We start from the raw sequence: 26,194 nt of genomic DNA, 5'->3' as shown, positions 1-26,194 counted from the left end.
CACCGCGCGGCCGGGAAGAGGGGGGGGTCGAAGCCTATGTCTGCCCGGTTGGCGACCGCCTTTCTCGCCTCGGCAGCCGCGCTGTCCGGCACAGCCGGGGCCGCGCCCCCTGCCCTCCCCATCCAGCCGCAGGTCTCGCCGGATCGCCCCGATTGGGAGAATCCGGCGGTGTTCGCGATCGGCAAGGCGCCGGCGCGGGCGACCGGTTTTCCGTTCGAAAGCCGCGAAAAGGCGATCGCCGGTCACCGCACCCGGTCCGATCGCTTCCTGCCGCTGAGCGGCCTTTGGCATTTCTCGCTGTCGATGGACGCCGATCGGCTGCCCGCCGGTTTCGAGACGCCGGGCTACGACGTGTCCGGCTGGAAGCAGATCAAGGTGCCGGCGAACTGGCAGGCGGAAGGCTATGACCAGCCGCGCTACAACAATATCACCTACCCGTTCCCGGCCAACCGGCCGCTGATCCCGCACGATGCCAATCCGGTCGGCTCCTATCGCCGCGATGTCGACATCCCCCAAAGCTGGTCCGGCGAGGACATCATCCTTCACATCGGTGCCGCCGGATCGGCTTATTACGTCTGGGTCAACGGGACCCGCGTCGGCTATTCCGAGGATTCCAAGCTGCCGTCGGAATTCGACGTCACCCGTCTCGTCCGTCCCGGCCGCAACACCATCGCCATCCAGGTCTATCGCTGGTCGGACGGATCCTACCTGGAGGACCAGGATTTCTGGCGCGTCTCCGGCATCGAGCGCGAAGTCTTCCTGATGGCGGCGCCCAGGACCCGGATCCGCGACTTCTTCGTTCATGCCGGGCTCGACGAGGCCTACAAGAACGGACGGCTCAGCGTCGATCTTGCGGTCACGCCGGCGCGCGAGGCGACGACGGCACGCGCCATCCTGCTCGACGGCGATCGGCAGATCCTGACGGTGAACAAGACGGTGCCCGCGGGAACCGTCGAGCGCACGATCACGCTCGCGGGCACCATCGCCGACGTGCGGCCGTGGTCCGCGGAGACCCCCAATCTCTACATGCTGCTGATCGAGCTCAGCGATGCGGGCGGGAAGATCGTCCAATCGACCTACAGCCGCATCGGCTTCCGCACCGTCGCCATGAAGAACGGGCTGGTGACGGTGAACGGCCGCCCGATCACCATCCGCGGCGTCAATCGCCACGAGCATGATCCCGAGACCTTCCACGTCATCTCGCTGGAATCGATGGAGCGCGACATCCAGTTGATGAAGCGCGCCAACATCAACGCGCTCCGCACCTCGCATTATCCGAACGATCCGCGGCTCTACGAACTCGCCGACCGCTACGGCCTGTACGTGATGGACGAGGCGAACATCGAATCGCACGGCTACATGGATTTCGCGAACAAGCATCCGGAGCAGCGCGCGGTCTATCAACTGGGCTTCGATCCGGCCTGGGACGCCGCGCACCTCTCGCGGGTCGTCAACATGGTGGAGCGCGACAAGAACCACCCGTCGATCCTGTTCTGGTCGCTCGGCAACGAGGCCGGGATCGGCCCCGCGTTCAACAAGGCGGCCGCGGCGGTCAAGGCGCGCGACCCGGGACGCCTGCTCTCCTATCTCGGCTGGGGGACCTGGCCCGGTATCCCCGATCATCGCCCCAACGATTATGCCGACATCTACGCGCCGATGTACGACAGCGCGGCGCGGATGGCGGATTATGCCGAGAATTGGTCGTTCGCCCAGCCGATGATCCAGTGCGAATATGCCCATATGCAGGGCAATTCGGGCGGCAACCTCAAGGAGTATTGGGACGCGATCTACGCCCATCCGGACAAGCTGCAGGGCGGCTTCATCTGGGACTGGGTCGATCAGTCGATGTACCGCACGACCGCGGATGGCCGCCGCTACTGGGGCACTGGCGGCGAATATGGACCCAATCCGGGCGGCGACATCGAGTTCGGCGACGGGCTGATGCAGCCCGATCGCACCCCCAATCCGCAGCTGTTCGAGGTGCGCAAAGTCTATGCGCCGATCCAGTTCGAGGGCTTCGACCCGGCAGCGGGACGGCTGACCGTGATCAATCGCCACGACTTCCTGGATCTGTCAGGTTTCGACTTCAGCTACACCCTGCTCGAAAACGGCGTCGGAGTCGCCGACGGCAAACTGCCCGCGCTCGCCACGGCCGCGCGCACGCGCGAGAGCGTCGCGCTCGCCCTCCCAGCTTATCAACGTCGGCCCGGCCGCGAATATGTGCTGACCGTCACCGCCCGCGCCAAGGCGGGAACGATCCCTGCCGTCGATGCGGGCGCGATCGTCGGGTGGGAACAGTTCGCGCTGGGCACCGAGCCGGTCGCCGCAACCCGTCCCCTGGGCACGATCGCGATGGACACGAAGACAGCCGAGATCCGCCTCGCCGCCGGTGCCGCCGAACTGGTGATCGATCGCAGGAGCGGCCTGGTGAAATCCTATTCCGCCAACGGACAGACGCTGCTCCAGGGCGGCGCGCCCAATTTCTACCGCGCGCTGATCGACAACGACATCGGCACGGGTGTCGAAAAGACCCACGGCGTCTGGAGGAGCGCCAGCGCCGGGCGCAAGGTCGAATCCGTCGCCCCGGAACGCCTGGCCAACGGCGATGCCGCGGTGACGATCCGCTATTCGGTCGGAAACGGGGCCGCGACCATGGTCGCGCGCTATCGCATGGCCGGAGACGGATCGGTGGCGGTGACCGGCGATTTCACGCCGCTCAAGGCCGATCTGCCCGATCCGCTGCGCATCGGATTCGCCTACACGATGCCGCAGCGCATCGACACGATTGCCTGGTACGGGCGGGGGCCGCACGAAAGCTATCAGGACCGTAAGAGCGGTGCCCCTATCGGGCTGTGGGGCGGGCGGATCGCCGACCAGCACCACGATTACATGCGGCCGCAGGAAACCGGCAACAAGGTCGACGTGCGCTGGATGGAAGTGTCCGAGGCGGACGCCGGCGGGCTGCGCATCGTCGGCGATGCACCGCTGTCGATGAACGCGCTCGCCTTTCCCTATGACGATCTTTCGCGCCGTCCGCCGGGCACGCGGCGCAGCTCCGACATCGTGCCCCGCGAGGAGGTTTCGCTGATGATCGATGCGGTGCAGGCCGGACTAGGCGGCGACAATAGCTGGGACGCGGGCGGGCGGCCGCTGCCTTCCTATCGCATTCCGGTGGCGCCGCGCAGCTTCGGATTCACGCTGTCGCCATTCGCCGGCCCCGGAACCAACGCCGATCGCGTGGTTCGCGTCGTGCAGGCGGACATGCAATGATGGCCGCCCGCCGCTTCGCGCTGGCCGCGCTGCCGTTGCTCGTGGCCGGAATGGCACTCGCGCAGGAGGGTTCGTCTGCCCGGCTTCCTGCGGTGGAAAAGCCGCTGCCGCCGCCGCCGAGCCGGACGCCGCGCGCAAGCGTGATGATCGCCGATTATCGCTACGACGATCTGATGTGGGAGAATGATCGCACCGCCCATCGCATCTACGGCCACGCGCTGGAAGCCGCCGAGCCGCCGTCGGGATCGGGCGTCGACAGCTGGGGCAAGAACGTCGCCTGGCCGTTCATGGACCGCCAGCTGCGCAGCGGCGACCAGCATGCCTATCACGGCGAGGGACTGGATTTCTACAATGTCGGCGCAGGCCGGGGGGCCGGCGGCCTCGGCATCTGGCACGACAACAAATTGTGGACCTCGCGCAATTATCGCGCCCACCGGATCCTCAGCAACGGTCCCGGCGCCGCCGACTTCGAAGTCGATTACGCGCCCTGGCCGGTCGACGTCGATCGCCGCGTCTGGGAGACGCGCCGCTTCACGTTGCCGCTCGGCACCCATTTCACCCGCATGGTCTCGACGCTGCGCTCCGACAAACCAGGACCGCTGGTCGTCGGCATCGGCATCGGCAAGCGCGCGACCGGCGACGGTGGCGACCTCACCGTCGATCGCGCGCGCGGCCTCCTCTCCTTCTGGGGACCTGCCGACCCGCGCCACGGCCGGATGGCGATCGCCGTGCGGGTCGATCCTGCCATGATCGCCGAAATCCGCAACGACGCCGACAATTACATGGTCCTGCTCAAGGTCACGCCGGGCAAGCCGTTCGTCTATTATTCCGGCTCCGCCTGGGACCTCGGCCAAGGCGGCTTCCGCACCCGGGCGGCGTGGGACGCCTATGTCGCGGCGGAGCCGGTGACCTTCACGCCGCCCCCAGCCCCGACACGCTGACCCCAACCTCCAGGAGCGACCGCATGGAACGACGCAATTTCCTCGCTTCTGCGCTCGGTGCCGGCGCCCTTGGTGCCGGCGCGCTCGTCTCGACGCCTGCCGTCGCGGCGCGGTCCACTCCTTGCAAAAACGGGGACAGGCTGCCGGACGGCGCTGCCGACCGGCGCTACATGGTGGACCTTCTCTCGAAGATGTCGGCACCGGTGCTCGGGCCTATGTCGGAGGGCCGGCTCCACGCGGCGTTCATGCCCGAGCTCAGCCCAAGCTGGGACGGGCGCAACGCCAAGGTCGCCTATCTGGAATGTTTCGGGCGGCTGATCTCGGGCATTGCGCCGTGGCTCGCGCTGCCCGACGACGGCGGGCCCGAAGACGGCGTGCGCGCGCGGCTTCGGCAGCAGGCGGTGGCGAGCTATGCGCATTCGGTCGATCCGGCAAGCCCGGACTACCTCTTGTGGAAGGTCGAGCCGCAGGCGCTGGTCGACTCGGCCTACTTCACCAACGCCTTCCTGCGGGCGCCGAAGGCTTTGTGGGAGCCGCTCGACGCCGCGACCAAGCAGCGCGTGATCGCCGAGATCAAGGGGCTGCGCCGCTTCTCGCCGCCTTATACCAATTGGTTGCTGTTCGCGGCGATGAACGAGGCCTTCCTGCTGTCGATCGGCGAGCAATGGGACCCGGTGCGGATCGATCTCGCCATCCGCAAGATCAACGAATGGTATGTCGGCGACGGCTGGTATGCCGACGGTCCGCGCTTCCACTATGATTTCTACGGATCCTATGTGATCCACCCGATGCTGGTCGAGATCCTGGAAGTGCTGGTCGCGACCGGCGCGAAGTTCAACAGCCTCCCCGCCGCCGATCTGCTCGAACAGGCGACCAAGCGGATGCAGCGTTACGGCGAGCATCTCGAGCGGATGATCGCCCCGGACGGCAGCTACGCGCCGATCGGGCGCTCGCTCACCTATCGCACCGCCGCCTTCCAGCCGCTCGGCCTGCTCGCCTGGCGCAAAAAATTGCCCAAGTCGCTTCCCGAAGGCCAGGCGCGCGCGGCAACCGTGGCGGCGCAGCGCGCGGTGTTCCGCTTTCCGTCCAATTTCGACGGCAAGGGCTATCTCAGCATCGGGTTCACCGGCCACCAGCCGCATCTCGGCGACTGGTATTCGAATGCCGGCAGCATGTATATCGTCTCGGAAAGCCTGCTCGCCCTCGGCTTGCCCGCGCGCGACAGCTACTGGACCGCGGCCCCGCTCGACTGGACGTCGCGGAGGGCGTTTGCGGGTGCGCCGTTCCCGAAGGATTATTACGTGGACTATTGAGCGGGGCGCTTCAAATGCGCACTCAAGCTTGGTTCATGAGCCAGAGGTCCGTTCGGGGGTTGTCGGCGTGGCCCACATCGATGCGCCACAGCGGACCACTGCACACCCGTGCCGCAACAATTGCGATTGATTATCAAAAGCAGCTAGGTTAGCCGACAACGTAATGACTGCGGCGACCCCGATCCGACCCAAGCCTTCCTCCAAGTCCCGCCGCGGCTTCTGGCTTCGCCAGCTGCATCGCTGGCACTGGATCAGCTCGGCCACCTGCCTGATGGGCATGCTGCTGTTCGCAATCACCGGAATCACCCTCAACCATGCCGGCGACATTTCCGCGGAGCCGGTGACGGCGACGAAGACCGTCGCGCTCGACCAGGCCACCGCCGCAACGCTTGCCTCCGCCAGGGTGGCCGAGGGTGAGAAAACGCCGATCCCGGACACGGTGCGGGCCGCGCTGAAGCCGCTTCTCTCCACCGCTATTCCGGCCGCGCCCGCCGAATGGTCGGCGGACGAGATCTTCCTCGAGCTGCCCCGGCCCGGCGGCGATGCGACGCTGACCATCGATCGCGCGACCGGCGAGGCGGTCTACGAAACCACCGATCGCGGCTGGATCGCTTACCTCAACGACCTCCACAAGGGACGGAATACCGGGCCGGTCTGGTCGTGGTTCATCGACATCTTCGCCGTCGCCTGCCTGGTCTTCTCGATCACCGGCCTGTTCCTGCTGCAGCTCCACAGCAAGCATCGTCCCTCGACCTGGCCGATCGTCGGCTTCGGGCTGCTGGTTCCCGTCCTGCTCGCCATCCTGTTCATCCACTAGGTACAACCGACCGTGAAGATCTCCCATCGAACGCTGATCACCGGCCTCGCGGCCACCGGCGCGGCCGCGCCTGCCGCCGCCGCGACCGCCGAAATCTCGATCGCCATTCCGCAGTTGAAGGTGGCGGAATATCACAAGCCCTATGTCGCGATCTGGCTCGAGCCGGCGACCGGCGTTTCGGCGCGGACGCTGGCCGTGTGGTACGATGCCGACAATCGCGAGGATGCCGGCCAGAAATGGCTGCGAGACCTGCGCGCCTGGTGGCGCAAGGGCGGCCGCACCCTCAAGATGCCGGCCAACGGGATCAGCGGCGCCACCCGCGCGCCAGGCCCGCAGCGCGCCCGCTTCAACCTCGGCGCGCTCCAGCCCGGCGCCTATCGGATCGTCGTCGAAGCGGCGCGTGAAGAAGGCGGGCGCGAAGTCGTCACCCTGCCCTTCACCTGGAACGGCAAGGGCGCCCGCGCCGCAGCCTCCGGATCGTCCGAACTCGGCGCCGTCGCCGCCGCCATTCGCCCGTAAGAAAGGCATGCCCGTGAAGAGACTCTTCGTTGCCGCTTTGCTCCTCGCCGCCGCCCCGGCCGGCGCCCACAATCTGTGGATCAAGCCTTCCGCGGCGACCGTGTCGGGCGAGGACGGCTGGGTGTCGTTCGATGCCGCAGCGTCGACCGACGTGTTCGTCGCCGATCATCAGCCGCTGCGCGTCGAGCAGATCAAGGCGTTCACGCCCGACGGCAGCGAGGCCAGGATCGAGAACGGTATCACCGGCCGCTACCGCTCGACCTTCGATCTTCACCTGACAAAACCCGGCACCTGGCGCGTCGCGGTCGAGAATGCCGGTCTCCAGGGCAGCTACAAGCTGGGCGGCGAGGATTATCGCGTCGGCGGACGTCCGCCGGGCGGCCCCGGCGGAATGCGGCCGGCCGGGGCACCCGGTGCTGCGGCGGCCAATGCGCGTGGACCAGCCGGTGGACCGACCGGCGCAGCGCCGCCGCAACGGCCCGGGATGACCGGGAAGTTCGTTCCCGGAGGTCCCGATTTCGTGCTTCCCGCCGGTGCCACCGACGTCAAGCTGACGCAAAGCGCGAGCCGCAACGAAGTGTTCGTCACCCTGGGTGAGCCGACCGAGATCAAGCCGACCGGCAAGGGCCTCGAAATGGTCCCGCTCACCCATCCCGCCGACCTCGTCGCCGACGCGCCGGGCCGCTTCCGCTTCCTCGTCGAGGGCAAGCCAGCCGCGAATCTGGAGGTTCGGCTGATCCCGGACGGAAAGCGCTACCGCAACGACCAGGGCGAGATCGTCGCCAAGACCAACGCCGCCGGCGAAGTGTCGGTGCCCTGGCCCTCCGCCGGCCTCTACTGGCTGAACGCAACCTATCAGGACGGCACGTCCAGCATTGCAAATGCCAGCGGACGGCGCTTCAATTACGTCACGACACTCGAGGTTATGACGCCATAAGCGACTTTTCGATTGCGGCCGGCGCGCCGCGTGTTCTCGTCCCTGAACGCGTCGACCTGCTCGCGTTGATGCGGCAGCCCGGCGCCCGCATCCACGCGATGTCGGGCGAGACGATGGGGACGAGCTGGTCGATCCTGCTCGCCGCTCCGGAGCCGCCTGCCGGTCTCGCGCGGCAGGTGCAGGGACTGCTCGACGGCTTCGCCGCCGAGCTCAGCCATTGGGATCCAGCTTCGCAATTGTCGGCGTTCAACGACGCGCCGGCGGGACGCTGGCTGAGCGTGCCGAGCCGCTTCTACCACGTCGTCGCTGCGGCCATCGCGCTGGCCCGCGAGACCGGCGGCGCATTCGATCCGACCATCGGCGCGCTCGTCGACCTCTGGGGCTTCGGCCCGGGACCTGCACCGGCGACCGCCCCTGCTCCGACGGCGATCGAAGCCGCGCAAGCGAGGAGCGGCTGGCAGCGCCTGGAGATGGACGCGCTGGGTTCGCGCCTGCGCCAGCCCGGCGGACTTCGCCTCGATCTCTCGGGCATCGCCAAGGGCCTCGCGGTCGACGAGGTCGCGGCCTTGCTGGACAGCTCCGGTCATCGCGCCTTCCTGGTCGAGATCGGCGGCGAATTGCTCGGCAAGGGTTTGCGGCCGGATGGGCTGCCCTGGTGGGTCGACATCGAGGCGCCACCGGCCTCGGCGCTGATGCCGACACGGGTCGCGCTGCACGGGCTGTCGATCGCTACCTCGGGCGATTACCGGCGCTATTTCGAGGAAGATGGTGCGCGCTACGCCCACACGCTCGATCCGCGCAGCGGCCGGCCGAGCGACAACAAGCTCGCCTCGGTCACTGTGCTCCACGAGCGCTGCATGATGGCCGATGCCCTGGCGACGGCGATCACCGTGCTGGGGCCGGAGGAAGGCCTGGCGTTCGCCGACCGCATGGGCGTCGCCGCCTTGCTGATCGCACGCGCCGGCCCGATCCACGTCGAACTGCTGAGCAAGGCCGCGGCCGCAATGGCGGAGTGATCAGCTCGGGGTCCCCGGGATAGCGTTCGGGCGGAGCCTGCCGAAGCCTCCATTTCCTTCCCGCAAGATCAAGGAGAGGGCGTCGAGAAGCTCAGCCCGAACGGAGGGTAGAGGACCGTCGGGTGTGACTTGTCAGGCCTCCGCCCAGCGCCTCAGCAGATTGTGGTAGATGCCCGTGAGGCGGATCACCTCCTTATGCTCCTGGCCGAGCTCGCCCGCGAGCGCCTGGACCGCGGTGTCGAGATCGAACAGGGTGCGGCGCTGGCCGTCGTCGCGGACCATCGACTGGATCCAGAAGAAGGAGGCGGTTCGCGCACCGCGTGTCACCGAAGTGACATGGTGCAGGCTGGACGCCGGATAGAGGATCATGTCGCCGGCCGGCAGCTTGACCTCATGAGTCCCGTAAGTGTCCTCGACGACCAGCGCGCCGCCATCATAGTCGGCCGGATCGCTGAGGAAGAGCGTTGCCGAAAGATCGCTGCGGATCCGGAAATCGCTGCCCCGCTGGTAGCGGATCGCATTGTCCACATGGGTGTCGAACCGCCCGCCCCCTGCGTAGCGGTTGAACAGCGGCGGAAAGACCTTGAGCGGCAGCGCTGCCGAGATGAACAAGGCCGAGCGGCCGAGGCCATCCAGAACCATCTGGCCGAGCTCGCGCGCCGCGGCCGAGCCTTCCGGCAGCTGCTGGTTGCGCTTGGCGAGCGCCGACTGGCTGCCCGACGTGGCGTTGCCGTCTTCCCAGGGTGCGGCATCGAGCATTGCCCGCGCCTGCGCGAGTTGGGCGGCGTCGAGCACGCCGGGAATCGCGATCATCATCGGCCGGTCAGCCGCGAAGGATGAAGGGGATCGGCACCGTGCCGCGCACCTGCACCGGCTCGCCGTTGCGGACCAGGGGTGCCCAGCGCCATTCGCGCACCGCCTTCAGGGCGGCCTTGTCGAGCCGTTCGAAGCCGCTGCTCGAAGCAACCGACAGCGACTCGACGCGCCCGTCGGTGCCGAGCAGGACCGAGAGCACCACCGTGCCCTGCTCGCGCTTGCGGCGCGATTCGAGCGGATATTTGGGCGGCGGCGCCGAGACCATCCGCGCCCCGAGATTGCCGTCGTCGACCGGCTTGCGCGGCGCCGGTGCGGCCGGCGCCGGGACAGGCGCAGCGACCGGCGCGGCCACCCGGACGGGGGCAGCCGTGGCGACGATCGGCGCGGCCACCGGAAGCGGCGACGGCGCAGCGATCGGGAGCGCCGGTGCCGCCGCGGGCGCGGCGACCGGCGCCGCGGCAAGCGGCTGCGTCTCTGCGGGCGGCGGGATATCGGGCATCGGCTGCGGCTCCGGCACGGCGGGCGGCGGGACGTCGAGCGTGACCATCTCGACGATGGTCGGGCGGCGCACCTTCCTCTCTTGCGGCAGCACGTTCAATGTCAGCAACGCCGCGACGAAAGCGGAGACGATCGCTCCGGAAGCGATCACCGCCGGCACGTTCACCTGTCGCGCCGCGCCGTAGGGGGTGCCCCGCTCCCAGGCGCGGATGTCGAGGCTGCGGGCGGGTTTCGCCCGAACCGCCGGCGAGCGCTCCTCAGGCGGAGATGCGCGTTCGGGCATGAGGATTGCGGACTGTACGTTCACGCCGATGCACCCGCCTCTTCCGTGATCCTCATCGGAGGGTGCATAATGCGACGCATTCGCAAAAAGAAGAGGCTTTCTGCATGTTGCACAACATCCTCCCGTTTCCAGGGAGGGTGTTCTCGGCTGCGACTCCCGGCGTGCCCGCCTGCCGGGCGGGCACGTGTTCTCAATATTTGACGTTGAGGGTCAGGATCGCGGTGCGTCCCGCCGCCTGGTTGGCGTAATGCGACGAATAGGCGCGGTCGTAATAGCGCTTGTTGGTGAGGTTCTGCAGGTTGAGCTGGACCTGAAGCGCGTCGGTCAGCGCGTAGGAGGCGTTGGCGTCGAAGCGGGTGTAGCCGGGCACCTTGCGCGCCAGCTCCTTGGTGATCACCACGGCGCCGTTCTGCACCGTGCGAAGGTCCGAATAGCCGCCATAGACCTTGCTCATGTAGATCGCGCCGCCGCCAATCGTGAATTCGGGCGTGACCTTGTAATTGGTGAAGGCGGTGAGGCTGTGCTTGGGCGTGTTGGGGAAGCGCTTGCCGGTGTTCACCGACGGCGCGAAAAAGGCGACATTGTTGACGGTCGTGGTGGTGATGCCGCCGTCTCGGATTTCCGAATCCATGTAGGTGTAGCCGCCGAACACATTCCATTCCGGCGTGATGTTGCCGTTGAAGCCGAACTCGATGCCGTCGATGCGGCGATCGCCGATATAGGCGACGACCCCGTTCTCGACGGCGGTGCGGGCATTCTTGGTGTCGGTGCGGAAGGCGGCCAGGGTCAGGGCGAGCGAATCGTCGAACAGGCTCCACTTGGTGCCGATCTCGTAGGACTGGGTCTTCTCGACCTTCAGCAGATCGGTGAGCTCCTGTGCGGTCGTGTTGAGCGCATTGCCTTCGGTGCCCTGGGCTAAGAAGGAGCCCGGCGGCGTCGAGGCGGTCGCGGTCGAGACGTAGATGCTGCCATTCTCCGCCGGCTTGAAGATGATACCGGCCTGATAGGTCCACAGATCGTCCTTGCGGACGAAGTAGGCGCGGTTCGCGGTGGAGGTGGCGGCGAGTCCCGGGCTCACATTTGTCTCGACCTGGTCGAAGCGACCACCGAGATTGATCAACAGGCTATCGGTGATCGTGATCGTGTCGAACAGCGAGACGGCGATGGTCTTCGCCTCGCTTACGGTGCGAGTCTTCGGCGCGCTCTTGACGATATCGGCCAGCGTCGTGGAGGTGTCGCTCGCGTAGCTCACCCAAGGGTCGGACGGGTTCGGATTGTCGATGCTGGTGCAATTGTAGCGCGCGATCGCAGCGGAGGTGCAGCGCGGCGTGATCGCCGATCCGGTCGCGATCGCCGCCCCGGTCGCAGCGTTCGAGACGTAGTTGCCGTTGGACGCCTTCTCCCAGCTGAATTCGAGCGAGGCTGCGAAGCTGTGGCCGATGCCGCCGGTGTCGAAGGTGCCGAACAGATCGGTCTGGTTGATCATCCCTTCGGCTTCGCCGTTGCGCGTGTTGATCCGGCGCCAGACCTGGCCGCCCGCAGTGGCCGGGCTCGCGGCGTTGGTGCCGTAGACATTGCCCTGCGAATCGTCCGGCTGGGTCCAGATGTAATTCTGCTCGCTGCGGCCCCAGCGCGAGGTGTTGCGGATGCTGATTCCGTTGCCGAAATCATGCTCGAAGCGCAGCGTGAAATTGTCGACCCGGGTGTCGCGGAAATCACGCGCCTCGAGGCCGTAAAAGGCGCCGCGCGGCACCTTCACGCTGCGACCGCCGATCGTGCTGAATTCCTCCGCGGGCCCGGTCTCGGTCACGCCAGCGGGCGCATTGGCAATCGTGTACAAATAGGGGATGCCGGAATCGGGAAGCTCGTCCGTCTCGAGATGGTAATAGCTGACGGTGAGGCCGGTCGGACCTTCGAGGCCGAGCTTGAACGACGGGGCGATCCCCCAGCGCTTCTGGTAGATCGCGTCGCGCCCGGCGACGTCCTGATCGTGCCACATCGCGTTGAGGCGAACGCCGATGTTCTCGCCGACCGGCTGGTTGATGTCGATCGTCGCGCGCTTGTAGTCGGCATTGCCGAGGCTGCCGCTCGCCGCCGCGAACCGGTCCGCCGTCGGCATCTTGCTGACCAGATTGAGGCTGCCGCCGGCACTGCCGCGGCCGCCGAGCGCACTGTTCGATCCCTTGACCACCTCGATCTGCTCGATCGCGAAGATTTCGCGGCTCTGCGCGCCGATGTCACGGACCCCGTCGAGATAGGTGCTCGCCTGCGCGTCGAAGCCGCGGATGAACGGACGGTCGCCGAGCGGATTGCCGCCCTCGCCGGCGCCGAGCGTGATGCCGGGGACGGTGCGCAAAGCCTCGGTCAGCGACGCCGAGGCGGTGTCGCGGATCACCTGGGCCGGAATCACGGTGACGCTGCGCGGCGTGTCGATGAGCGGCGCGGTGAACTTCGGGGAGTCGGCTGTGTCGGCCTTGTAGCTGCCCTCGTCGATTGCGGTGTCGGTGACGGTGACTCCGCCAAGCTGGGGTCCGCTTTCACTCTCCGGGGGAGTCGCGGACGTGGATTGGGCCGCGGCGGGCATTGCCGAGATCAGCATGCCCACGCACGAGAGGGCAAGGCTTGCCGGCACTACTGCACCACGATCGGATCTGCTGCTCACGTCTGTCTCCCACCTTATCGGAAAAGCGGGACCCCCCGCTGCCTGCGGGGTTATTGATATTGATTATCATTAGTGTCAATTCGTTTGAGCCGCGAAACCGACATTGTGCCTGCGAAGCGGCGAATGGCAGACGTCCGGATGCCGACCAGCAGGAGCACCGCACAGGCGAGATAACGCGGTGAGTAACGGCGTGACGAGAGTGGGTCCGCTGCCCATCGGGTCAACCGCGCGTGCGGCGCACAAAAAAAGGCCACCCCGGAGGATGGCCTGAAGTTTTATAGGAGAGGATGCCTGAAAGGCCTGCCCCTTGTGCAGCGCAGCACGTTTGGTGGCAAGTACGTACTTACACGATTGTAGGTGAATGATTCACCGGGCCGCCTCCGTTGCCGCCGGTGGCCACTGGAAAGATCAGAGCATCGGGGGACGCCGCGCCCAGTACAGCCGGTGATGCGGAGCCTTCCTGTTCGAGGACGGCCCGCGCCTCGGCCGCGGCGCGGTAGCGGTGAATCAAGTCGGCGAAGTCCTGCGCGGTAAACTCGCGCAGGCGCATCGAGCGTATTTCGATCTTGCGCTGCTTCACCTTGAACCGCGCCCATCGCCCACGTGCGCGACCGGGAAGCCTAATCCCTGGTCTCAGAAAGACGCTGAAGCGCAGCCCGCGAGTCTTCGACGGCGGCCCGACGACGTGGTAGCCGACCTCCTCGATATCGCTCCACGCCAGCGGACGATCGACGCCGTCGAGGGTGATCGCGGTCGGCGACACGGTTACGAACGGCCGCGCGCCGCGGCGCACCAGCCACAGTCCGGGCGCAAACAGCAGCACGGCGAACAGGCCGATGATGCCGGCGATCACATCGGCGCTTCCGGAACCACCTGCCTCCTGCAGCTTCATGCCGACGGCCATCGCCCCGACGACGATCCCGATCGGGAGCAGGATCCAGCCCCCGGCCGCGCCACTGTCGCGGATCACGACCGCCTCGTCACCGACCGCCGATGCCGCCGCTTCGAGCGATTCGCGATACGCACGATGCGCCTCGCGGGCATCCCCGATCAGTTCGGCGCTGAGATCGCGGAACAGGGTTGACGCATCGGTGAACAGGGACACGACACGCGACAGCGCAGTCTCCGCGGGCGGCGCCATCACGTCCTCCATGAGCGCCGCGCTCGGCGCCACGCCGAGTGCGGCGAGGCGCTGGTGCCGCGGCGGATGAGTGTCCGTCGGGTGCGGTTCCTGCGCCTCCTGCTCTTCGGCGGGATCATCAAGCCCGTGCTGCCGCGCATGCTCGAAGGTCGCTGCGACCAAATCGGCGGGTGCGTCGTGGGGCGTACGAAAGGCGTGGCCGAGGACCGCGTCGACGCGCCCCATGACCGCATCGTAGCGCAGCAACGCCCGCGCCGCCGCTTCCGGCGAGGTGATCCGTGCGCCGGCTTCGTCTGCGGCGAACTCGCGCAGGCGGCTCCAGTGCATCACCGCGCGATCAAAGCGGTGCATGACGAACAGGCCGAGCTCGACCGCAGGACGGGTGATCAACCCTTCCGACCCATCTGACCCGCGGCCGGCCAGGATCATCGCGGCAAGCGACCGGTTGACGCCCGCATAGATGGGCAGGAAGCGCAGGCTGTATTCGGTATCGCCGCCGGTGAAGTGGCCGAGCTCGTGGCCGATGATCGCCTCGGCTTCGTCCTGCCGAAGGAGGGGGAGATAGGGCAGCGGCAGGTAGAGCGTCCGGCCCTCGAACGTTTCGCCGCTCGGCCACAGGCACTTCGGCCCGGACGTCACGAAGAATCCGCCGGTCAGGCCGACCACGATCTGATCGGGACGCAGTGCGCCAAGGCGCTCGGCGAGGCCCTCCACCCATTGCCACAGACCCGGCGCCTCGGCGCGCCACAGGCTGCGGCCGCTGATCTCCAGCGGATCCGGCCGGAACAGCGCCAGGGTCGTCCGCAGATTGAGCACGGCCTTGCCCGCGGTCCACAGCGACAGGCCCATGATCAGGACTGCGATCGCGATCGCCTTGAGATCGCGGCCCGAGGGACTGTCGACTTCGAGCAACGGTGCCGCCTCGAAGGCGACCGCCGCGACGACACCGGCCGCGGTGAGCACGACCTGAGTCCCTAGCAGCCACGGGAGCAGCCGACGAACGAGATCGAAGCCGCGCTCGAGCGCTTCCCGGGACCGGCGGCCGGCTTTGCCGAGTGCGCTGGCGCCGAGCAGCATCACCAGGCCCAGAACCAGAACGAGGGCAGCGCAGACGACGACCACCGGCGGCAGTTGATTGCGGAGGCGCGAGACCCACAAAGCACGGTCGAGCCGGTCCAGCTCGGCGGTGGCGGCGCTCATGGCGGCCGGACCGGCATAGACCATCCCGCCATCGCCATATTGAACGGTCATTGGTGCCCTGGACGACACGTCGGCACCGGACGCTCCGAGTTCTGCCAGCACGCGGACCACCTGATCGCGCTGGCCCAAGACTTCCTCATAATGTGCCGGGCCACGGTCCAGCTGCCAAAGCGCAAGCCCGAGCACCGCCGCAGGAAGAATCAAGGTCGTCAGAACGAGACTGAAACCTGCACGCACTCGGCTCGACATCGATGCTCCCCTGTCTCATCGATCGCGCAGCGTCTGCAGCGCCGATCTCCCGTTCCACGCATTAGCGAGCTTGAAGCCGAGACCACAAGTCGTCGGAGGCGCGCCGTCGGAGCGTTCGCTCGCCCGATGGCTGATTGCCGCGTGCGCGTGCCTCGCGGCAACCCATCGGCTCGGACAATCTTGCGAGGGTAGCGCGTGCTCTTGAAGTGCGCCCCACGTGAAAGCGCCCCGCCGGGGGGAGGCGGGGCGCTGTAGAGTGATCGACGCTCCGGGGGGGGGGGGGAGGTGCGCCGTCGAGGGTTGAACACCTCGACCGGAACAAGGTTCCACGCTTCCGTGTACGAAAACGCCCTGCCGAACACAGGTTCGACAGGGCGTCGCGAGCACTCCAACGCCCTCACCCCCCGGAAAGGGCAGGAACGCTGCAAGCATCACACCAACTCGGTCTGGTGATCACCGTTCCGGAAACGAGGCGACCCGACCGGCATCCGGGGTTGAGTGGGCCAGAGCAGGTCGAGAGCGTGCCTTCCAGAAGGCTGCCGGTGCCCTTGCGAGATGTCTTTACCGATCTGCTCGGTTCCAGACGGATCAGGAACCTGGCGGCGACGATCCTGCTCGGGGCCACCGAGCACCTATGGGACAGGGTATCGGAATGTGATCGGCGCAGCGCGCGCCTTTGCCGATCCTCCCCTGCGCCAAAGCGATGTTGCGATTTTCGCTTGACAGCCTATCCAGATAATGCGATTTGGGCAACATCAGGATGATCGCTGATAAAAGTCTCCACCAAGTCATGCGGAGAGGAAGGCGCCCCTCTCAACGCGTGCACAGCCCCGCAGAGTCACACCAGACGCGAATCCGATGATCTCGCGACAAGATCACAAGAAAGGAATTTCCTATTTCGTTGACAGCCACTCCAGCTGGTAGCGCCATCATCTCCCCGGGAGACCTGTTCGTCGTATCGGTTGCACTCGTGACTGCGCGCACAGACGGTTTGTTCCGTGCGAACAGCTCCGACGCATTTCCGTGCGATGGCGGCATCGTGAAGCTCAAGGAACCCTCAGGCGTGCCGCTGACGCTCTTGCGTTACGTCGGAGCGGCAGAAGGATTCCATTGCTACGCCAAGCATAGCGACGCCACGGCAGTGCTTCCTCCGCCTCCGGCTCCGCCGATGGAGTCCTTTCCGCCAACCTTGAACGGCGTCTATCGCTACACCACCGACGTCGCCGACATCGTCATCACCGACCGCTGGATCGATGGACCCAAACGGGCGATCGAGTTCGACGCCGGTTGCGATGTGACCAACATGCGGGTCGAGCGGGTCAAGTTCACCAATGTGGGCCGCGACGGCGCAAGGCTCCGTAACGGTTCCAACGTCACGTTTCGTGATTTCGAGATCACCAAGAGTGCCGTCGAGAACCTCCAGCCGGAAACACCCGTCGGCATCACCTTCACCGGGGTGACCAACTTCCTGGTCGAGAACGGCACCATTCGCGGCTTCCGAATGGCCCAGGAGTACAGGCCCGACGGCACGTCCATCTATCGCCAGGGCGACGGCTTCGGCACCGAGGGCGGCTCGCAGGGCACCATCCGCAATCTGGTGGTCGAGGACTCCACCGATCGCAACCTCGACCTCAAGGGGACCGTGCATCTCGAGAACGTGACGTCTCGACGATCGAAGCGCAACTTCGGCTTCTGGCACAACATCACCGGCACCAACATCACCAGCGAGAACCCGACCGGAACCCATATCTGGGTCGGCGATGACGCCGTCGTCGAGCTCGACGAGGTGACCGCTATCGGTGTCGGCAAACCCGTCTTCACGATGGAAAGCCGCACACGAATCCACGTGAAGAAGCTCATCACCGACGTTCCGGCGAGCCTGCACAAGAGATCGAACGGGTCCGCAAACACCTGCCAGATCGACCTCATCGTCTACGTCTGATCCGTACCGGCCAGCCGACCGAGATCACCCGCCGCGGTGCAGCACTACGCTGTGCCGCGGCGTAAACCTTGACTTGCGGCGATCGCTATTCATGTTGGATCACCGGGCATGCCGTCGCGGCCGCAGGTCGGTTGTGGCAACCCGAGATCACCGGGGGGTGCAGCGCCGGAGGACATCTTCGCTGAGGGAGATTACGACCGAGACAGCAGAAAGGCAGAAGCTCTTCCGCGATGGTGACCCCAACGGGACTCGAACCCGTGTTTTCGCCGTGAAAGGGCGACGTCCTAGACCGCTAGACGATGGGGCCAAATTGAAGAACGGAGGAACTCCGTCCGCGCATCGGCGGGGCGGGCATTAGGCGGGGAAATCGCTTCGGTCAACCACCGGCGCGCGGCTTAGGTGACTTTCCTGATCCGGATCAGTCGGCCCAGGCGGCATCTTCGAGGTGCATTTCGGCGGCGACCCGGTCGCCCCACTCGTCGCGCTTGATCCGGCCGGCGATCCACAGCTTGCGGTGCGACGGCGCGGCGAGCATCGCCTGCCCGAGTTCGCTGTCGGCCATGCGGAAGGCGATCGCCTTGATTCGGCGGCCATCGTCGCCGGAGACGACCAGGCGGAGATGGTTGTTGCCGACGATATCCGCCTTGACGATCCGCACCGGTCCGGCGACCACCCGCGGCGCGGGCCAACCGGCGCCGTAGGGGCCGCCCTGATCGAGCGCGTCGCACAAGTTCGGGCAAACCCCGCCCGGCGCGAGCACCGCATCCAGCTTCAGCGCGCGGCCGTCGACAGCGCGGGTCACGTCGGCGGCGAGCCGTTCCTCGAGGAAATCGGCGAGGGCATCGATGCGGTCGGCGGCGATGGTGACTCCGCAGGCCATTGCGTGGCCGCCGCCGGCGACGAGCAGATCACTGTCCTTGGCGGCGAGCACGGCCGCGCCGAGATCGACGCCCGAAATGGAGCGGCCGGATCCCTTGCCGATGCCGTCCTCGCCGATCGCGATGACGATCGCGGGACGGCCGATCTTCTCCTTGAGCCGGCCGGCGACGATCCCGATCACGCCGGGATGCCAGCCCTCCCCTGCAACCACCGCGACCGCGCGGTTGGCCTTGGTCTGGCAGATCTGCTCGGCCGCCTCGCACACCATCAGCTCGATCGCCCTGCGCTCCTCGTTGAGCCGGTCGAGCTCGGCGGCAATGCCGCGGGCTTCCTCCGGATCCTGCGTGGTCAGCAGCCGCACGCCGAGATCGGATTTGCCGACCCGGCCGCCGGCATTGATGCGGGGCCCGAGCGCGAAGCCGAGATCTGTGCAGGTCGGCGCCTTGGTGAGCCGGGAGGCCTCGATCAGGGCTGTCAGGCCGACATTACGCCGCTGCGCCATCACCTTGAGGCCCTGAGTGACGAAGGCGCGGTTGAGGCCCCGCAATTGGGCGACGTCGGCGACGGTGCCGAGCGCGACCAGATCGAGCAGATCGATCAGCTTCGGTTCGGGCCGGTCGGCGAAGAAGCCCCGTGCGCGCAGCACCCGGATCAGCGCCGCGCCGAGCAGGAAGCAGACTCCGACCGCGGCGAGATGACCGTGGGCGGCCGCTTCGTCGGCTTCGTCGAGCCGGTTGGGATTGACCAGCGCGCTCGCGACCGGGAGCCGGCTCGCGCATTTATGATGATCGACGACGATCACCTCGACTCCGGCGGCCTTGGCCATGTCGAGCGCCTCGAAGGCCTGCGCGCCGCAATCGACGGTGACGACCAGATCGGCCCCGTCGCGGCCGAGCCGGACGAGCGCTTCGCCCGATGGGCCGTAACCCTCCATCAGCCGGTCGGGGATATAGGCACCCGGATTGCCGCCGAGATCGCGCAGCAGGCGGATCAGCAGGGCCGCCGAAGTCGCGCCGTCGACGTCATAATCGCCGAACACGACCACCTTCTGCTTCGCCTCGATCGCGTCGGCGAGCCGCTCGGCGGCCGCATCCATGTCGCGGAAGATCGACGGATCCGGCATGAAGCCGCGGATCGTCGGAGTGCGATGACGATCCAGCTCGGCGCGCACGACGCCGCGCGCCATCAGCAATTGATCGACGAGGCCATCGGCCTGGAAGCCGGCATCGAAGCCGTCCGCCGCCGCTCCGCGCCAGTGCCAGGGCTGGCCGAGAATGGATCGCGACACGCCGCAGACGAGAGTGGAGGCCATCAGCATCTCCACAGCGTAGCGCATCGCGAGTCCCGCGTGAATCCCAACACCCGAGAAAGCTGTGGAAAATCAGGCACCCGCCGCCCGGCCGATCTGCTCTGCCGACCTACAGTGGTTGCCACAATCGACACCTTTCTCGCGGCAGCGCGGCATAGCACTGTCACAGGAGATCTCCAGAAGGGCGCCATCCGGCCGATCGGCCACACCCATCGGGAGATACGTTATGGCAGTTCAGTTTTCAGGTCGTCTTCGATCGTGCATCGTCGCCGTCATGGCGTTCGGCTGCACGATCAGCCTGTTCAACACCACCTTGCTCACCCTCGGCGGCGGGCTCGCTTGAGCCGGTCCCGGAGGCGGACCCCGGCGCGAGCGCGTTGCGTCCTGCTCGCGCCGGCGTGTTCACCCCGGCGGCTCAGATGTCGCGCTTGGCGCGCTCGACCTGCTCGCGCACGCGATCCGGCGCGGTGCCGCCATAAGAGGTCCGGCTGCGCACCGAAGCATCGACGGTGAGCACGTCGTAGATGCTCGCGTCGATGCGGGCGTCGATCGCCTGCAGCGCCCCAAGCTCCAGATCGGACAGGCCGATCCCCTGCTCCTCGGCAAGCTTCACCGCGCGTCCGGTGATGTGGTGCGCCTCGCGGAACGGGATTCCCCCAACGCGGACCAGCCAGTCGGCAAGATCGGTGGCGGTGGAGAACCCGACCTCGGCGGCGGCACGCATCCGATCGGTGCGGAAACGGGTCTGCTCGACCATGCCGGCCAGCGCCTGGATCGACAGCATCAGCAGGTCGTGCGCCTCGAAGACCGGCGGCTTGTCGTCCTGCATGTCCTTCGAATAGGCAAGCGGGAGGCCCTTCATCGTGATCACCAGCGACGTCATCGCGCCAGCGATGCGACCGGCATGGCCGCGGACGAGTTCGGCGGCATCCGGATTGCGCTTTTGCGGCATGATCGACGAGCCGGTCGAAAAGGCATCGGGCAGGCTGACGAAGCCGAACGGCTGGCTTGCCCAGATGATCAGCTCCTCCGCGAGGCGCGACAGGTGCAGCGAACATTGAGTCGCCGACATCAGGTAATCGAGCGCGAAATCGCGGTCAGACACGGCATCGAGGCTGTTGGCGGTCGGCCGATCGAAGCCGAGCGCTTGCGCCGTCGCCTCGCGGTCGAGCGGAAACGACGTCCCGGCCAGGGCCGCGGAGCCGAGCGGCAGCTCGTTGAGGCGGGCGCGGGAATCACGGAAGCGCGAGCGATCGCGCCGGATCATTTCGTAATAAGCGAGCAGATGGTGGCCGAGCGTCACCGGCTGCGCCGCCTGGAGATGGGTGAAGCCGGGCATGACGCTTTCGGCATGCTCCTCGGCGCGGGCGACGAGCACCCGCTGGAAGGCGGCGAGCGAGGCATCGACCTCGTCGATCGCGGCGCGCACCCAGAGGCGAAAGTCGGTCGCCACCTGGTCGTTGCGGGATCGAGCGGTGTGGAGACGCCCGGCGACCGGACCGATCAGCTCGGCGAGCCGCGCCTCGACATGCATGTGGATGTCTTCGAGCGCAATATCCTCGGGAACGCCGCTTTGCGCATATTCGCCGGCGATGGTGTCGAGACCGCGCGCGATCGTCTCCGCATCTTCGGCGGCGACGATGCCGCGGGCGCCGAGCATCGCGACATGCGCCTTCGAGGCCTGGATGTCCTCGCGCCAGAAGCGCTTGTCGAAGCCGATCGATGCGTTGATCTCGCGCATCAGTGCCGACGGGCCCCCGCCGAAGCGGCCGCCCCACATCACGTTGCTGCCTTTTGCCTGCTCAGAAACCGTCCGTCTCCCGTCCGCATGTCCACAAACACCGGCCGATTAGGCAGTCGCACCGCTCGTCGCAAGCAGAGGCTCAAGCCGCCGCCTTCATCGGCTGGATGACCTGAGCGGCGAAGCGGTCCATCTCCTCCGCCTGCGGGCTCATCTGCAGCAGCAGGAGATCGAGCCCGGCGTCCTCATATTCGGCGATCCGCTCCTGCACCTGCTCGGGCGTGCCGACCAGGTTCGGGCGCAAGCCGCGGTTCGACACCGAATATTCCTGAAGCTTCAATTCGCGCTCCAGCTCGGTGCCGGACAGCCATTGGTCGAAATTGTCGAAGCCCTTGGGCGGCTGCGGCGGCAGAGCGGTGATCCGCGCGAGCTCGCGCTTCGCCTCGGCCTCGCTGTCGCGGACGATGGCATAGGCCGCCATGCCGAACTGCATGTCGGGTCCGCCGACGCGGGCGCGGCGTTCCGCCATGTCGCGGACCTTGGGGCGGATCGCCTCGACCGGATCGCCGTGCATCACATAGGCATCGCACTGGGTGGCGATCATCGTCTTCGCGGTTTCGCTCTCGCCGCCCGCGTAGATGGTCGGCCGCGGCTTCTTGACCGGCTTCGGCTCACAGATCGCATCCTTCAGCCGATAGCGTTCGCCTTCGTAGCTGAAGCGCTTCTGCGTCCACAGGCCATCGAGTACTTCGAGCCACTCGCGGGTGCGGGCGTAGCGATCGTCATGCTGATCGAACTGAAGACCGTACTGGGTCGCCTCGTCCGCCCACCAGGAGGAGACGACGTTGAGCGCCAGCCGTCCGCCGGAGATGTTGTCGATGTTCGCCGCCTGCTTGGCGAACAGAGCGGGCTGGTGGAAGTTCGGGCGCACCGCAACCATCAGCTCGATCTCGCTGGTCACCGCAGCCAGCGCGGCCGCCGTCGACCAGGCATCGAGCGCCGGCTCCTCGACGCCCTTGATGTCGTTGAGATTGAGCTCGGCGATCAGCGACAGATCCCACCCCGTCGCCTCGCTGCGCTGGGTGAGGCGGCGGACATAGTCCCAGCTCGCCTCCATCCCCTCGTCCTCGATGTTGCGCAGCCAGCCGCCGAATACCGGCATCCAGTAACCGAACCTCATGCTGATGTCCTCGTGTCGGAGCGTGCCGCGATCGCGGCCGCGAGCATATCGATCAGGCGCTCGTGCGGATCCCAGCCGAGCACGTCCAGCGGCTTCGCCACGAAATTGGAGAGGCCGTTGATGTCGTAGAAGCGGGCGACGCCATCGCGATCGTCGACCACGACCTCGACGCCACCAACGTCCATGCCGACCGCCTGCGCGATCTTCTCCGACGCTTCGATCAAGGCAGGCGGCGGGGTGACGGCGCGCATGCCGATGGCGGCGCGGCCAGGCTGGGCGAGGCAGGCATCGGCCGGGCAGAGATCGAAGGCGTCGCCTTTGCTCTCGACTTCGAGCGCGTAGAGGAACTTGCCGCCGAGCGTCTCGATGCGGGTGATCGTGCCGCCCCGCGGTGGGACATAGTCCTGGAGCAGCAGCACCTTGTCGATGCTGTCGGGCAGCGTGCCGTCGGCGACGGATCGCGCCAGCTCGTCGCGACTGGCATAGCGGAGGATGCCCGCCCCTGCCCCGCCGATATTCGCCTTGACCAGCAACGGATAGGCCATGCCTTCGGCGGCGGCGAGCAGATCGCGGCCGCGGTGGACGGCGCGGGTCTCCGGAATGGCGTAGCCGAGCCCGGTGATCAGCGAGAGCTGCCGCGCCTTCGAGCTGTCGATGGCAAGCACCTCCGGTCCGTTGAGCACGGTCGCGCCCTGCCGCCGCCAATGATCGAGCAGCGCTTCCGCGTAAAAGATTCCGTGCTCGGGCTCGCGCAGGAAGCCGGACATGGCGACGCGGCTGAGGATCACCGGCGCCGGCGGCGGGCTGCCGGCGGGATCGAAATGGTGATCGCCGAGCGGAATCTTGATGAAGCCGATCCCCCGCCGCTCCAGCGCGGCGAAGAGCGGCTCGAACCAGAGCGGGTGTTCGTAAAGGATGGCGAGATCGGCGGTCATCGGGGAGCCCGAAAGGAGGAGACGCCCATGTGTGCGGGCGGAGGGGAAATTCAAAGGGGGTTCGAACCCCTTCCCACTTCCTCCTCCCCCTTGGTGGGGGAGGCGTGGGAGATGAATGAGCCGTGGTTCCGTCTCCGAGTCCACCCCCACCCAACGCTCCTCCGTCGAGGGGGAGGGCTTGAGGAGGGGCTGGCTCGCGGTCTTCAGTGCATCGCCTTTTTCGGGGCGCCGGCGGTTGCGGCGACCTTCACACGATCCGCGGAAAGCGCGAACAGGCACAGCAGCAGATAACAGGCGGCCGGGACCACGAGCGCCAGCCCATAGCCGACCGCGCCCGATACCGCGCCGACGAGCAGCGGGAGCAATGCGCCGCCGACGATCGCCATGCACAGGAAGCCGGACGTCGCCTCTTCGCTGGCGGTCGAACGCTCCAAGGTGAGCGTGAAGATGACCGGGAACATGATCGAGTTGAACAGGCCGATGCAGAGCGCGACGTAGCCCGCTTCGACGCCGCCGACGAACGCGATATAGAGGCACATCGCCGCGGCGATCGCGGTGAAGACGGCGAGCAGACGGCCGGCACGGACCTTCGCGAGCAGGATCGAGCCGACCAAGCGACCGACCATGGCGCCACCCCAATAGAGAGCGACCGCCTTGCCGGCCTCCTGGAGCGAAACGCCGGGAACGCCGTCACTGCCCATGAGGGCGCCGACAAACGGGACGCCGAACGGACTGTCGGAATTGCCCCAGATGGCATCGGAGTTGAGGAACCACGCCATTTGAGTACCGATCGCCACTTCGGCGCCGACATAGAGGAAGATCGCTCCGGCGCCGAGCATCGCCCAACGCGACGAGAGCGCATCCTTGAGCATCGCCAGGATTCCGCGACGGGCAACTTCGTCCGACGGCACTGGTGCGGCCGCGGTAACGATCTTGCGTGCGAAGAAGAAGAACAGAGCAAGCGCGGCGATCAGGCCGGAGATCCAGAAATAGGCGGCGTCGATGCCGGCGAGTGCATTCGCCCGTGCCGCTTCGGTGACGGCGGACCCTTCCTTCACCTCGATACCTTCAAGGAAGAGATGCGCGCCAAGAACCGGGCCGAGGAAGGTACCGAACGAGTTGAACGCCTGGCTGAGCGTCAGGCGAAGGTGACTGTATTTCGGATCACCGAGCGCCGCTGCGAGCGGATTGGCGGCGACCTGGAGAATGGTGATGCCGCTGGCGAGAATGAACAGGCCGACCAGCACGAGCGTGTAGATGGCGAGATTGGCCGCGACCAGCATGGTGAGGCAGCCCGCGACCATCAGGATCAGAGCGAGGATGATCGTCTTCGCGGATTGCAGCCGCGAGAGCAAGGCGGCGGCGGGCAGCGAAACGATCCCGTAGGCGATGAAGAAGGCGAAGGCGCTCAGCTGCGCCTGAACATCGGTGAGATCGAAAATGCCCTTCACCGAGGCGACCAACGGGTCGATCATCGACGTGATGAAACCCCAGGCGAAGAACAGCGTCGTCACCGTGATGAACGCCGCCAGCATTCCGCCTTTTTGCCTGTCTTCCATTCGGATCCCCTCTACTGGCCGCGAACGCGGCCCCGCTCTATGAGGCGCCGTTGGTAGATGACAGGGCTGTCATCCCGCAAGCGTCAGAAGGACAGAAGATGAAGCTCAGTGCCCACGCCGTCGAGAAACCCTGGGGAAAGAGCGACCTGCCGCCGCAATTCGCCGCGCCGGCCGACGGACGCCAGATCGGTGAGATCTGGTTCGAGGAAGCGAGCGGCCGCCGGCTGCCGCTGCTGGTCAAATATATCTTCACCAGCGAGCGGCTGTCGGTCCAGGTGCATCCCAATGACGAGCAGGCGCAGGCCAAGGGCGAAGCCAACGGCAAGACCGAATGCTGGTACGTTCTGGCTGCCGAGCCCGATTCGACGATTGCGCTCGGCCTGCGCGCGCCGGCGAACGCCGACACGCTGCGGGCGGCGGCGCTCGACGGATCGATCGAGCAATTGATGGACTGGAAGCCGGTCAAGGCCGGTGACTTCTTCTACGTGCCCGCCGGGACGGTGCACGCGATCGGCGCCGGCATTGCGCTGATCGAGGTCCAGCAACAGAGCGACATCACCTATCGCCTCTACGACTACGGCCGCCCGCGCGAGCTGCATCTCGAAGACGGCCTCGCAGTCGCGCAGGGCGTCCCCTACGCCGCCGGGCTGATGACCCATGTTACCACGGGAGATTCGCGCACCCTGGTGCCCGGACCGCATTTTCGGCTCGACTATGTCGAAGCGTCCGGCACCGTCGAAGCCTTGAGCGACGCGGAGCGCTGGGTGCTGCCGCTCGAGGGCGAGGTGAGTGTTGGCGGCGAGACCGGCCGCCCAGGCGACTGCTTGCTGGTGCCCGCGGGTGAGGCGCTTGCCGCGCGCGACGGTGCGAAGCTGCTGGTGGCCGCGGCGGGCGTTTGATTTCAAGAGCCCGTTCGCGGCGCTCTTGGAGCGCCTTCACCCTCTCCGAACCTCCGCTAGGCAGCAAAGCTGCCAAGCTGGCGTAATC

The 26,194-nt window shown here is 66.8% G+C and carries 18 protein-coding genes and 1 tRNA gene; 9 read left to right on the top strand and 10 right to left on the bottom strand.

Going from position 1 to position 26,194, the window contains the following annotated elements; translation table 11 throughout:
* The first annotated feature begins 36 nt into the window (after positions 1-36).
* From C7I55_RS18925 to C7I55_RS18895, 7 genes are all read left to right on the top strand, one after another.
* Positions 37-3,270 (top strand): glycoside hydrolase family 2 TIM barrel-domain containing protein, encoded by a 3,234-nt coding sequence (locus tag C7I55_RS18925; protein WP_106514569.1) that lies wholly within the window; start codon positions 37-39, stop codon positions 3,268-3,270.
* Positions 3,267-4,211 (top strand): DUF4861 family protein, encoded by a 945-nt coding sequence (locus tag C7I55_RS18920; RefSeq protein WP_332888432.1) that lies wholly within the window; start codon positions 3,267-3,269, stop codon positions 4,209-4,211. Before C7I55_RS18925 ends, C7I55_RS18920 begins: the two co-directional genes overlap by 4 nt.
* Positions 4,212-4,234: 23 nt before the next feature.
* Positions 4,235-5,524, top strand: a complete 1,290-nt coding sequence (locus C7I55_RS18915) for a DUF2264 domain-containing protein (RefSeq protein ID WP_106514568.1) — start codon at positions 4,235-4,237, stop codon at positions 5,522-5,524.
* A 163-nt stretch (positions 5,525-5,687) separates the two neighbouring features.
* Positions 5,688-6,341 carry a PepSY-associated TM helix domain-containing protein gene (locus C7I55_RS18910; protein ID WP_106514567.1) on the top strand — a complete coding sequence of 218 codons (654 nt, stop codon included), beginning with the start codon at positions 5,688-5,690 and terminating at the stop codon, positions 6,339-6,341.
* A gap of 12 nt (positions 6,342-6,353) precedes the next feature.
* On the top strand, positions 6,354-6,860 hold the full coding sequence (locus tag C7I55_RS18905) for a DUF2271 domain-containing protein (RefSeq protein WP_106514566.1): 507 nt from the start codon (positions 6,354-6,356) through the stop codon (positions 6,858-6,860).
* A gap of 13 nt (positions 6,861-6,873) precedes the next feature.
* The gene (locus C7I55_RS18900) at positions 6,874-7,797 is read left to right on the top strand and encodes a DUF4198 domain-containing protein (RefSeq protein ID WP_233222298.1); all 924 of its coding nucleotides are present in this window, start codon (positions 6,874-6,876) and stop codon (positions 7,795-7,797) included.
* Positions 7,798-7,865: 68 nt separating this feature from the next.
* The gene (locus C7I55_RS18895) at positions 7,866-8,813 is read left to right on the top strand and encodes an FAD:protein FMN transferase (protein WP_106514564.1); all 948 of its coding nucleotides are present in this window, start codon (positions 7,866-7,868) and stop codon (positions 8,811-8,813) included.
* Between the two features lie 132 nt (positions 8,814-8,945).
* On the opposite strand, the gene C7I55_RS18890 is transcribed toward C7I55_RS18895, so the two are convergent.
* From C7I55_RS18890 to C7I55_RS18875, 4 genes are all read right to left on the bottom strand, one after another.
* Positions 8,946-9,629 (bottom strand): Fe2+-dependent dioxygenase, encoded by a 684-nt coding sequence (locus C7I55_RS18890; protein ID WP_106514563.1) that lies wholly within the window; start codon positions 9,627-9,629, stop codon positions 8,946-8,948.
* 7 nt (positions 9,630-9,636) lie between these two features.
* Positions 9,637-10,434, bottom strand: coding sequence for an energy transducer TonB (locus tag C7I55_RS18885; RefSeq protein ID WP_106514562.1), 798 nt, complete (start codon positions 10,432-10,434; stop codon positions 9,637-9,639).
* A 166-nt stretch (positions 10,435-10,600) separates the two neighbouring features.
* Complete coding sequence (locus C7I55_RS18880) at positions 10,601-13,072, bottom strand: TonB-dependent receptor (RefSeq protein WP_332888431.1); 2,472 nt, start codon at positions 13,070-13,072, stop codon at positions 10,601-10,603.
* A gap of 343 nt (positions 13,073-13,415) precedes the next feature.
* Positions 13,416-15,662 (bottom strand): M48 family metalloprotease, encoded by a 2,247-nt coding sequence (locus tag C7I55_RS18875; protein ID WP_106514560.1) that lies wholly within the window; start codon positions 15,660-15,662, stop codon positions 13,416-13,418.
* A 1,039-nt stretch (positions 15,663-16,701) separates the two neighbouring features.
* On the opposite strand from C7I55_RS18875, the gene C7I55_RS18870 reads away from it, so the two are divergent.
* A complete protein-coding gene (locus C7I55_RS18870) occupies positions 16,702-17,604 on the top strand; it encodes a right-handed parallel beta-helix repeat-containing protein (RefSeq protein WP_146151076.1) in 903 nt (300 codons plus the stop codon).
* A gap of 231 nt (positions 17,605-17,835) precedes the next feature.
* On the opposite strand, the gene C7I55_RS18865 is transcribed toward C7I55_RS18870, so the two are convergent.
* The 6 genes from C7I55_RS18865 to C7I55_RS18840 form a co-directional block, all read right to left on the bottom strand.
* Positions 17,836-17,911, bottom strand: a tRNA-Glu gene (locus C7I55_RS18865).
* A 111-nt stretch (positions 17,912-18,022) separates the two neighbouring features.
* A complete protein-coding gene (gene recJ, locus C7I55_RS18860) occupies positions 18,023-19,819 on the bottom strand; it encodes a single-stranded-DNA-specific exonuclease RecJ (RefSeq protein ID WP_408640616.1) in 1,797 nt (598 codons plus the stop codon).
* A gap of 388 nt (positions 19,820-20,207) precedes the next feature.
* Positions 20,208-21,572 carry an argininosuccinate lyase gene (gene argH / locus C7I55_RS18855; protein ID WP_106514558.1) on the bottom strand — a complete coding sequence of 455 codons (1,365 nt, stop codon included), beginning with the start codon at positions 21,570-21,572 and terminating at the stop codon, positions 20,208-20,210.
* A 103-nt stretch (positions 21,573-21,675) separates the two neighbouring features.
* A complete protein-coding gene (locus C7I55_RS18850; protein ID WP_106514557.1) occupies positions 21,676-22,713 on the bottom strand; it encodes an LLM class flavin-dependent oxidoreductase in 1,038 nt (345 codons plus the stop codon).
* Entirely contained in the window at positions 22,710-23,648 is a 939-nt protein-coding gene (locus C7I55_RS18845) for an ATP-grasp domain-containing protein (RefSeq protein ID WP_106514556.1), read from the bottom strand. Before C7I55_RS18845 ends, C7I55_RS18850 begins: the two co-directional genes overlap by 4 nt.
* A 203-nt stretch (positions 23,649-23,851) precedes the next feature.
* The gene (locus tag C7I55_RS18840; protein WP_106514555.1) at positions 23,852-25,207 is read right to left on the bottom strand and encodes an MFS transporter; all 1,356 of its coding nucleotides are present in this window, start codon (positions 25,205-25,207) and stop codon (positions 23,852-23,854) included.
* Positions 25,208-25,305: 98 nt separating this feature from the next.
* Between C7I55_RS18840 and C7I55_RS18835 the strand changes: the two genes are divergently transcribed.
* Positions 25,306-26,106: a class I mannose-6-phosphate isomerase gene (locus tag C7I55_RS18835; RefSeq protein ID WP_106514554.1), complete on the top strand. Its 801-nt coding sequence runs from the start codon at positions 25,306-25,308 to the stop codon at positions 26,104-26,106.
* Positions 26,107-26,194 lie beyond the last annotated feature (88 nt).

The organism is Allosphingosinicella deserti (genome assembly GCF_003012735.1).
In the GTDB taxonomy this organism is placed as follows: Bacteria; Pseudomonadota; Alphaproteobacteria; order Sphingomonadales; family Sphingomonadaceae; genus Allosphingosinicella; species Allosphingosinicella deserti.
This window is presented reverse-complemented; position numbering and strand designations above follow the sequence as displayed.

What these genes read in the sequence shown, in the direction of transcription:
- C7I55_RS18925 (WP_106514569.1), top strand. Translation starts at nt 37, where the DNA reads ATGTCTGCCCGGTTGGCGACCGCCTTTCTCGCCTCGGCAGCCGCGCTG.
- C7I55_RS18920 (WP_332888432.1), top strand. Translation starts at nt 3,267, where the DNA reads ATGATGGCCGCCCGCCGCTTCGCGCTGGCCGCGCTGCCGTTGCTCGTG.
- C7I55_RS18915 (WP_106514568.1), top strand. Translation starts at nt 4,235, where the DNA reads ATGGAACGACGCAATTTCCTCGCTTCTGCGCTCGGTGCCGGCGCCCTT.
- C7I55_RS18910 (WP_106514567.1), top strand. Translation starts at nt 5,688, where the DNA reads ATGACTGCGGCGACCCCGATCCGACCCAAGCCTTCCTCCAAGTCCCGC.
- C7I55_RS18895 (WP_106514564.1), top strand. Translation starts at nt 7,866, where the DNA reads ATGCGGCAGCCCGGCGCCCGCATCCACGCGATGTCGGGCGAGACGATG.
- C7I55_RS18890 (WP_106514563.1), bottom strand. Translation starts at nt 9,629, where the DNA reads ATGATGATCGCGATTCCCGGCGTGCTCGACGCCGCCCAACTCGCGCAG.
- C7I55_RS18875 (WP_106514560.1), bottom strand. Translation starts at nt 15,662, where the DNA reads ATGTCGAGCCGAGTGCGTGCAGGTTTCAGTCTCGTTCTGACGACCTTG.
- recJ (WP_408640616.1), bottom strand. Translation starts at nt 19,819, where the DNA reads ATGCGCTACGCTGTGGAGATGCTGATGGCCTCCACTCTCGTCTGCGGC.
- argH (WP_106514558.1), bottom strand. Translation starts at nt 21,572, where the DNA reads ATGTGGGGCGGCCGCTTCGGCGGGGGCCCGTCGGCACTGATGCGCGAG.
- C7I55_RS18850 (WP_106514557.1), bottom strand. Translation starts at nt 22,713, where the DNA reads ATGAGGTTCGGTTACTGGATGCCGGTATTCGGCGGCTGGCTGCGCAAC.
- C7I55_RS18845 (WP_106514556.1), bottom strand. Translation starts at nt 23,648, where the DNA reads ATGACCGCCGATCTCGCCATCCTTTACGAACACCCGCTCTGGTTCGAG.
- C7I55_RS18840 (WP_106514555.1), bottom strand. Translation starts at nt 25,207, where the DNA reads ATGGAAGACAGGCAAAAAGGCGGAATGCTGGCGGCGTTCATCACGGTG.
- C7I55_RS18835 (WP_106514554.1), top strand. Translation starts at nt 25,306, where the DNA reads ATGAAGCTCAGTGCCCACGCCGTCGAGAAACCCTGGGGAAAGAGCGAC.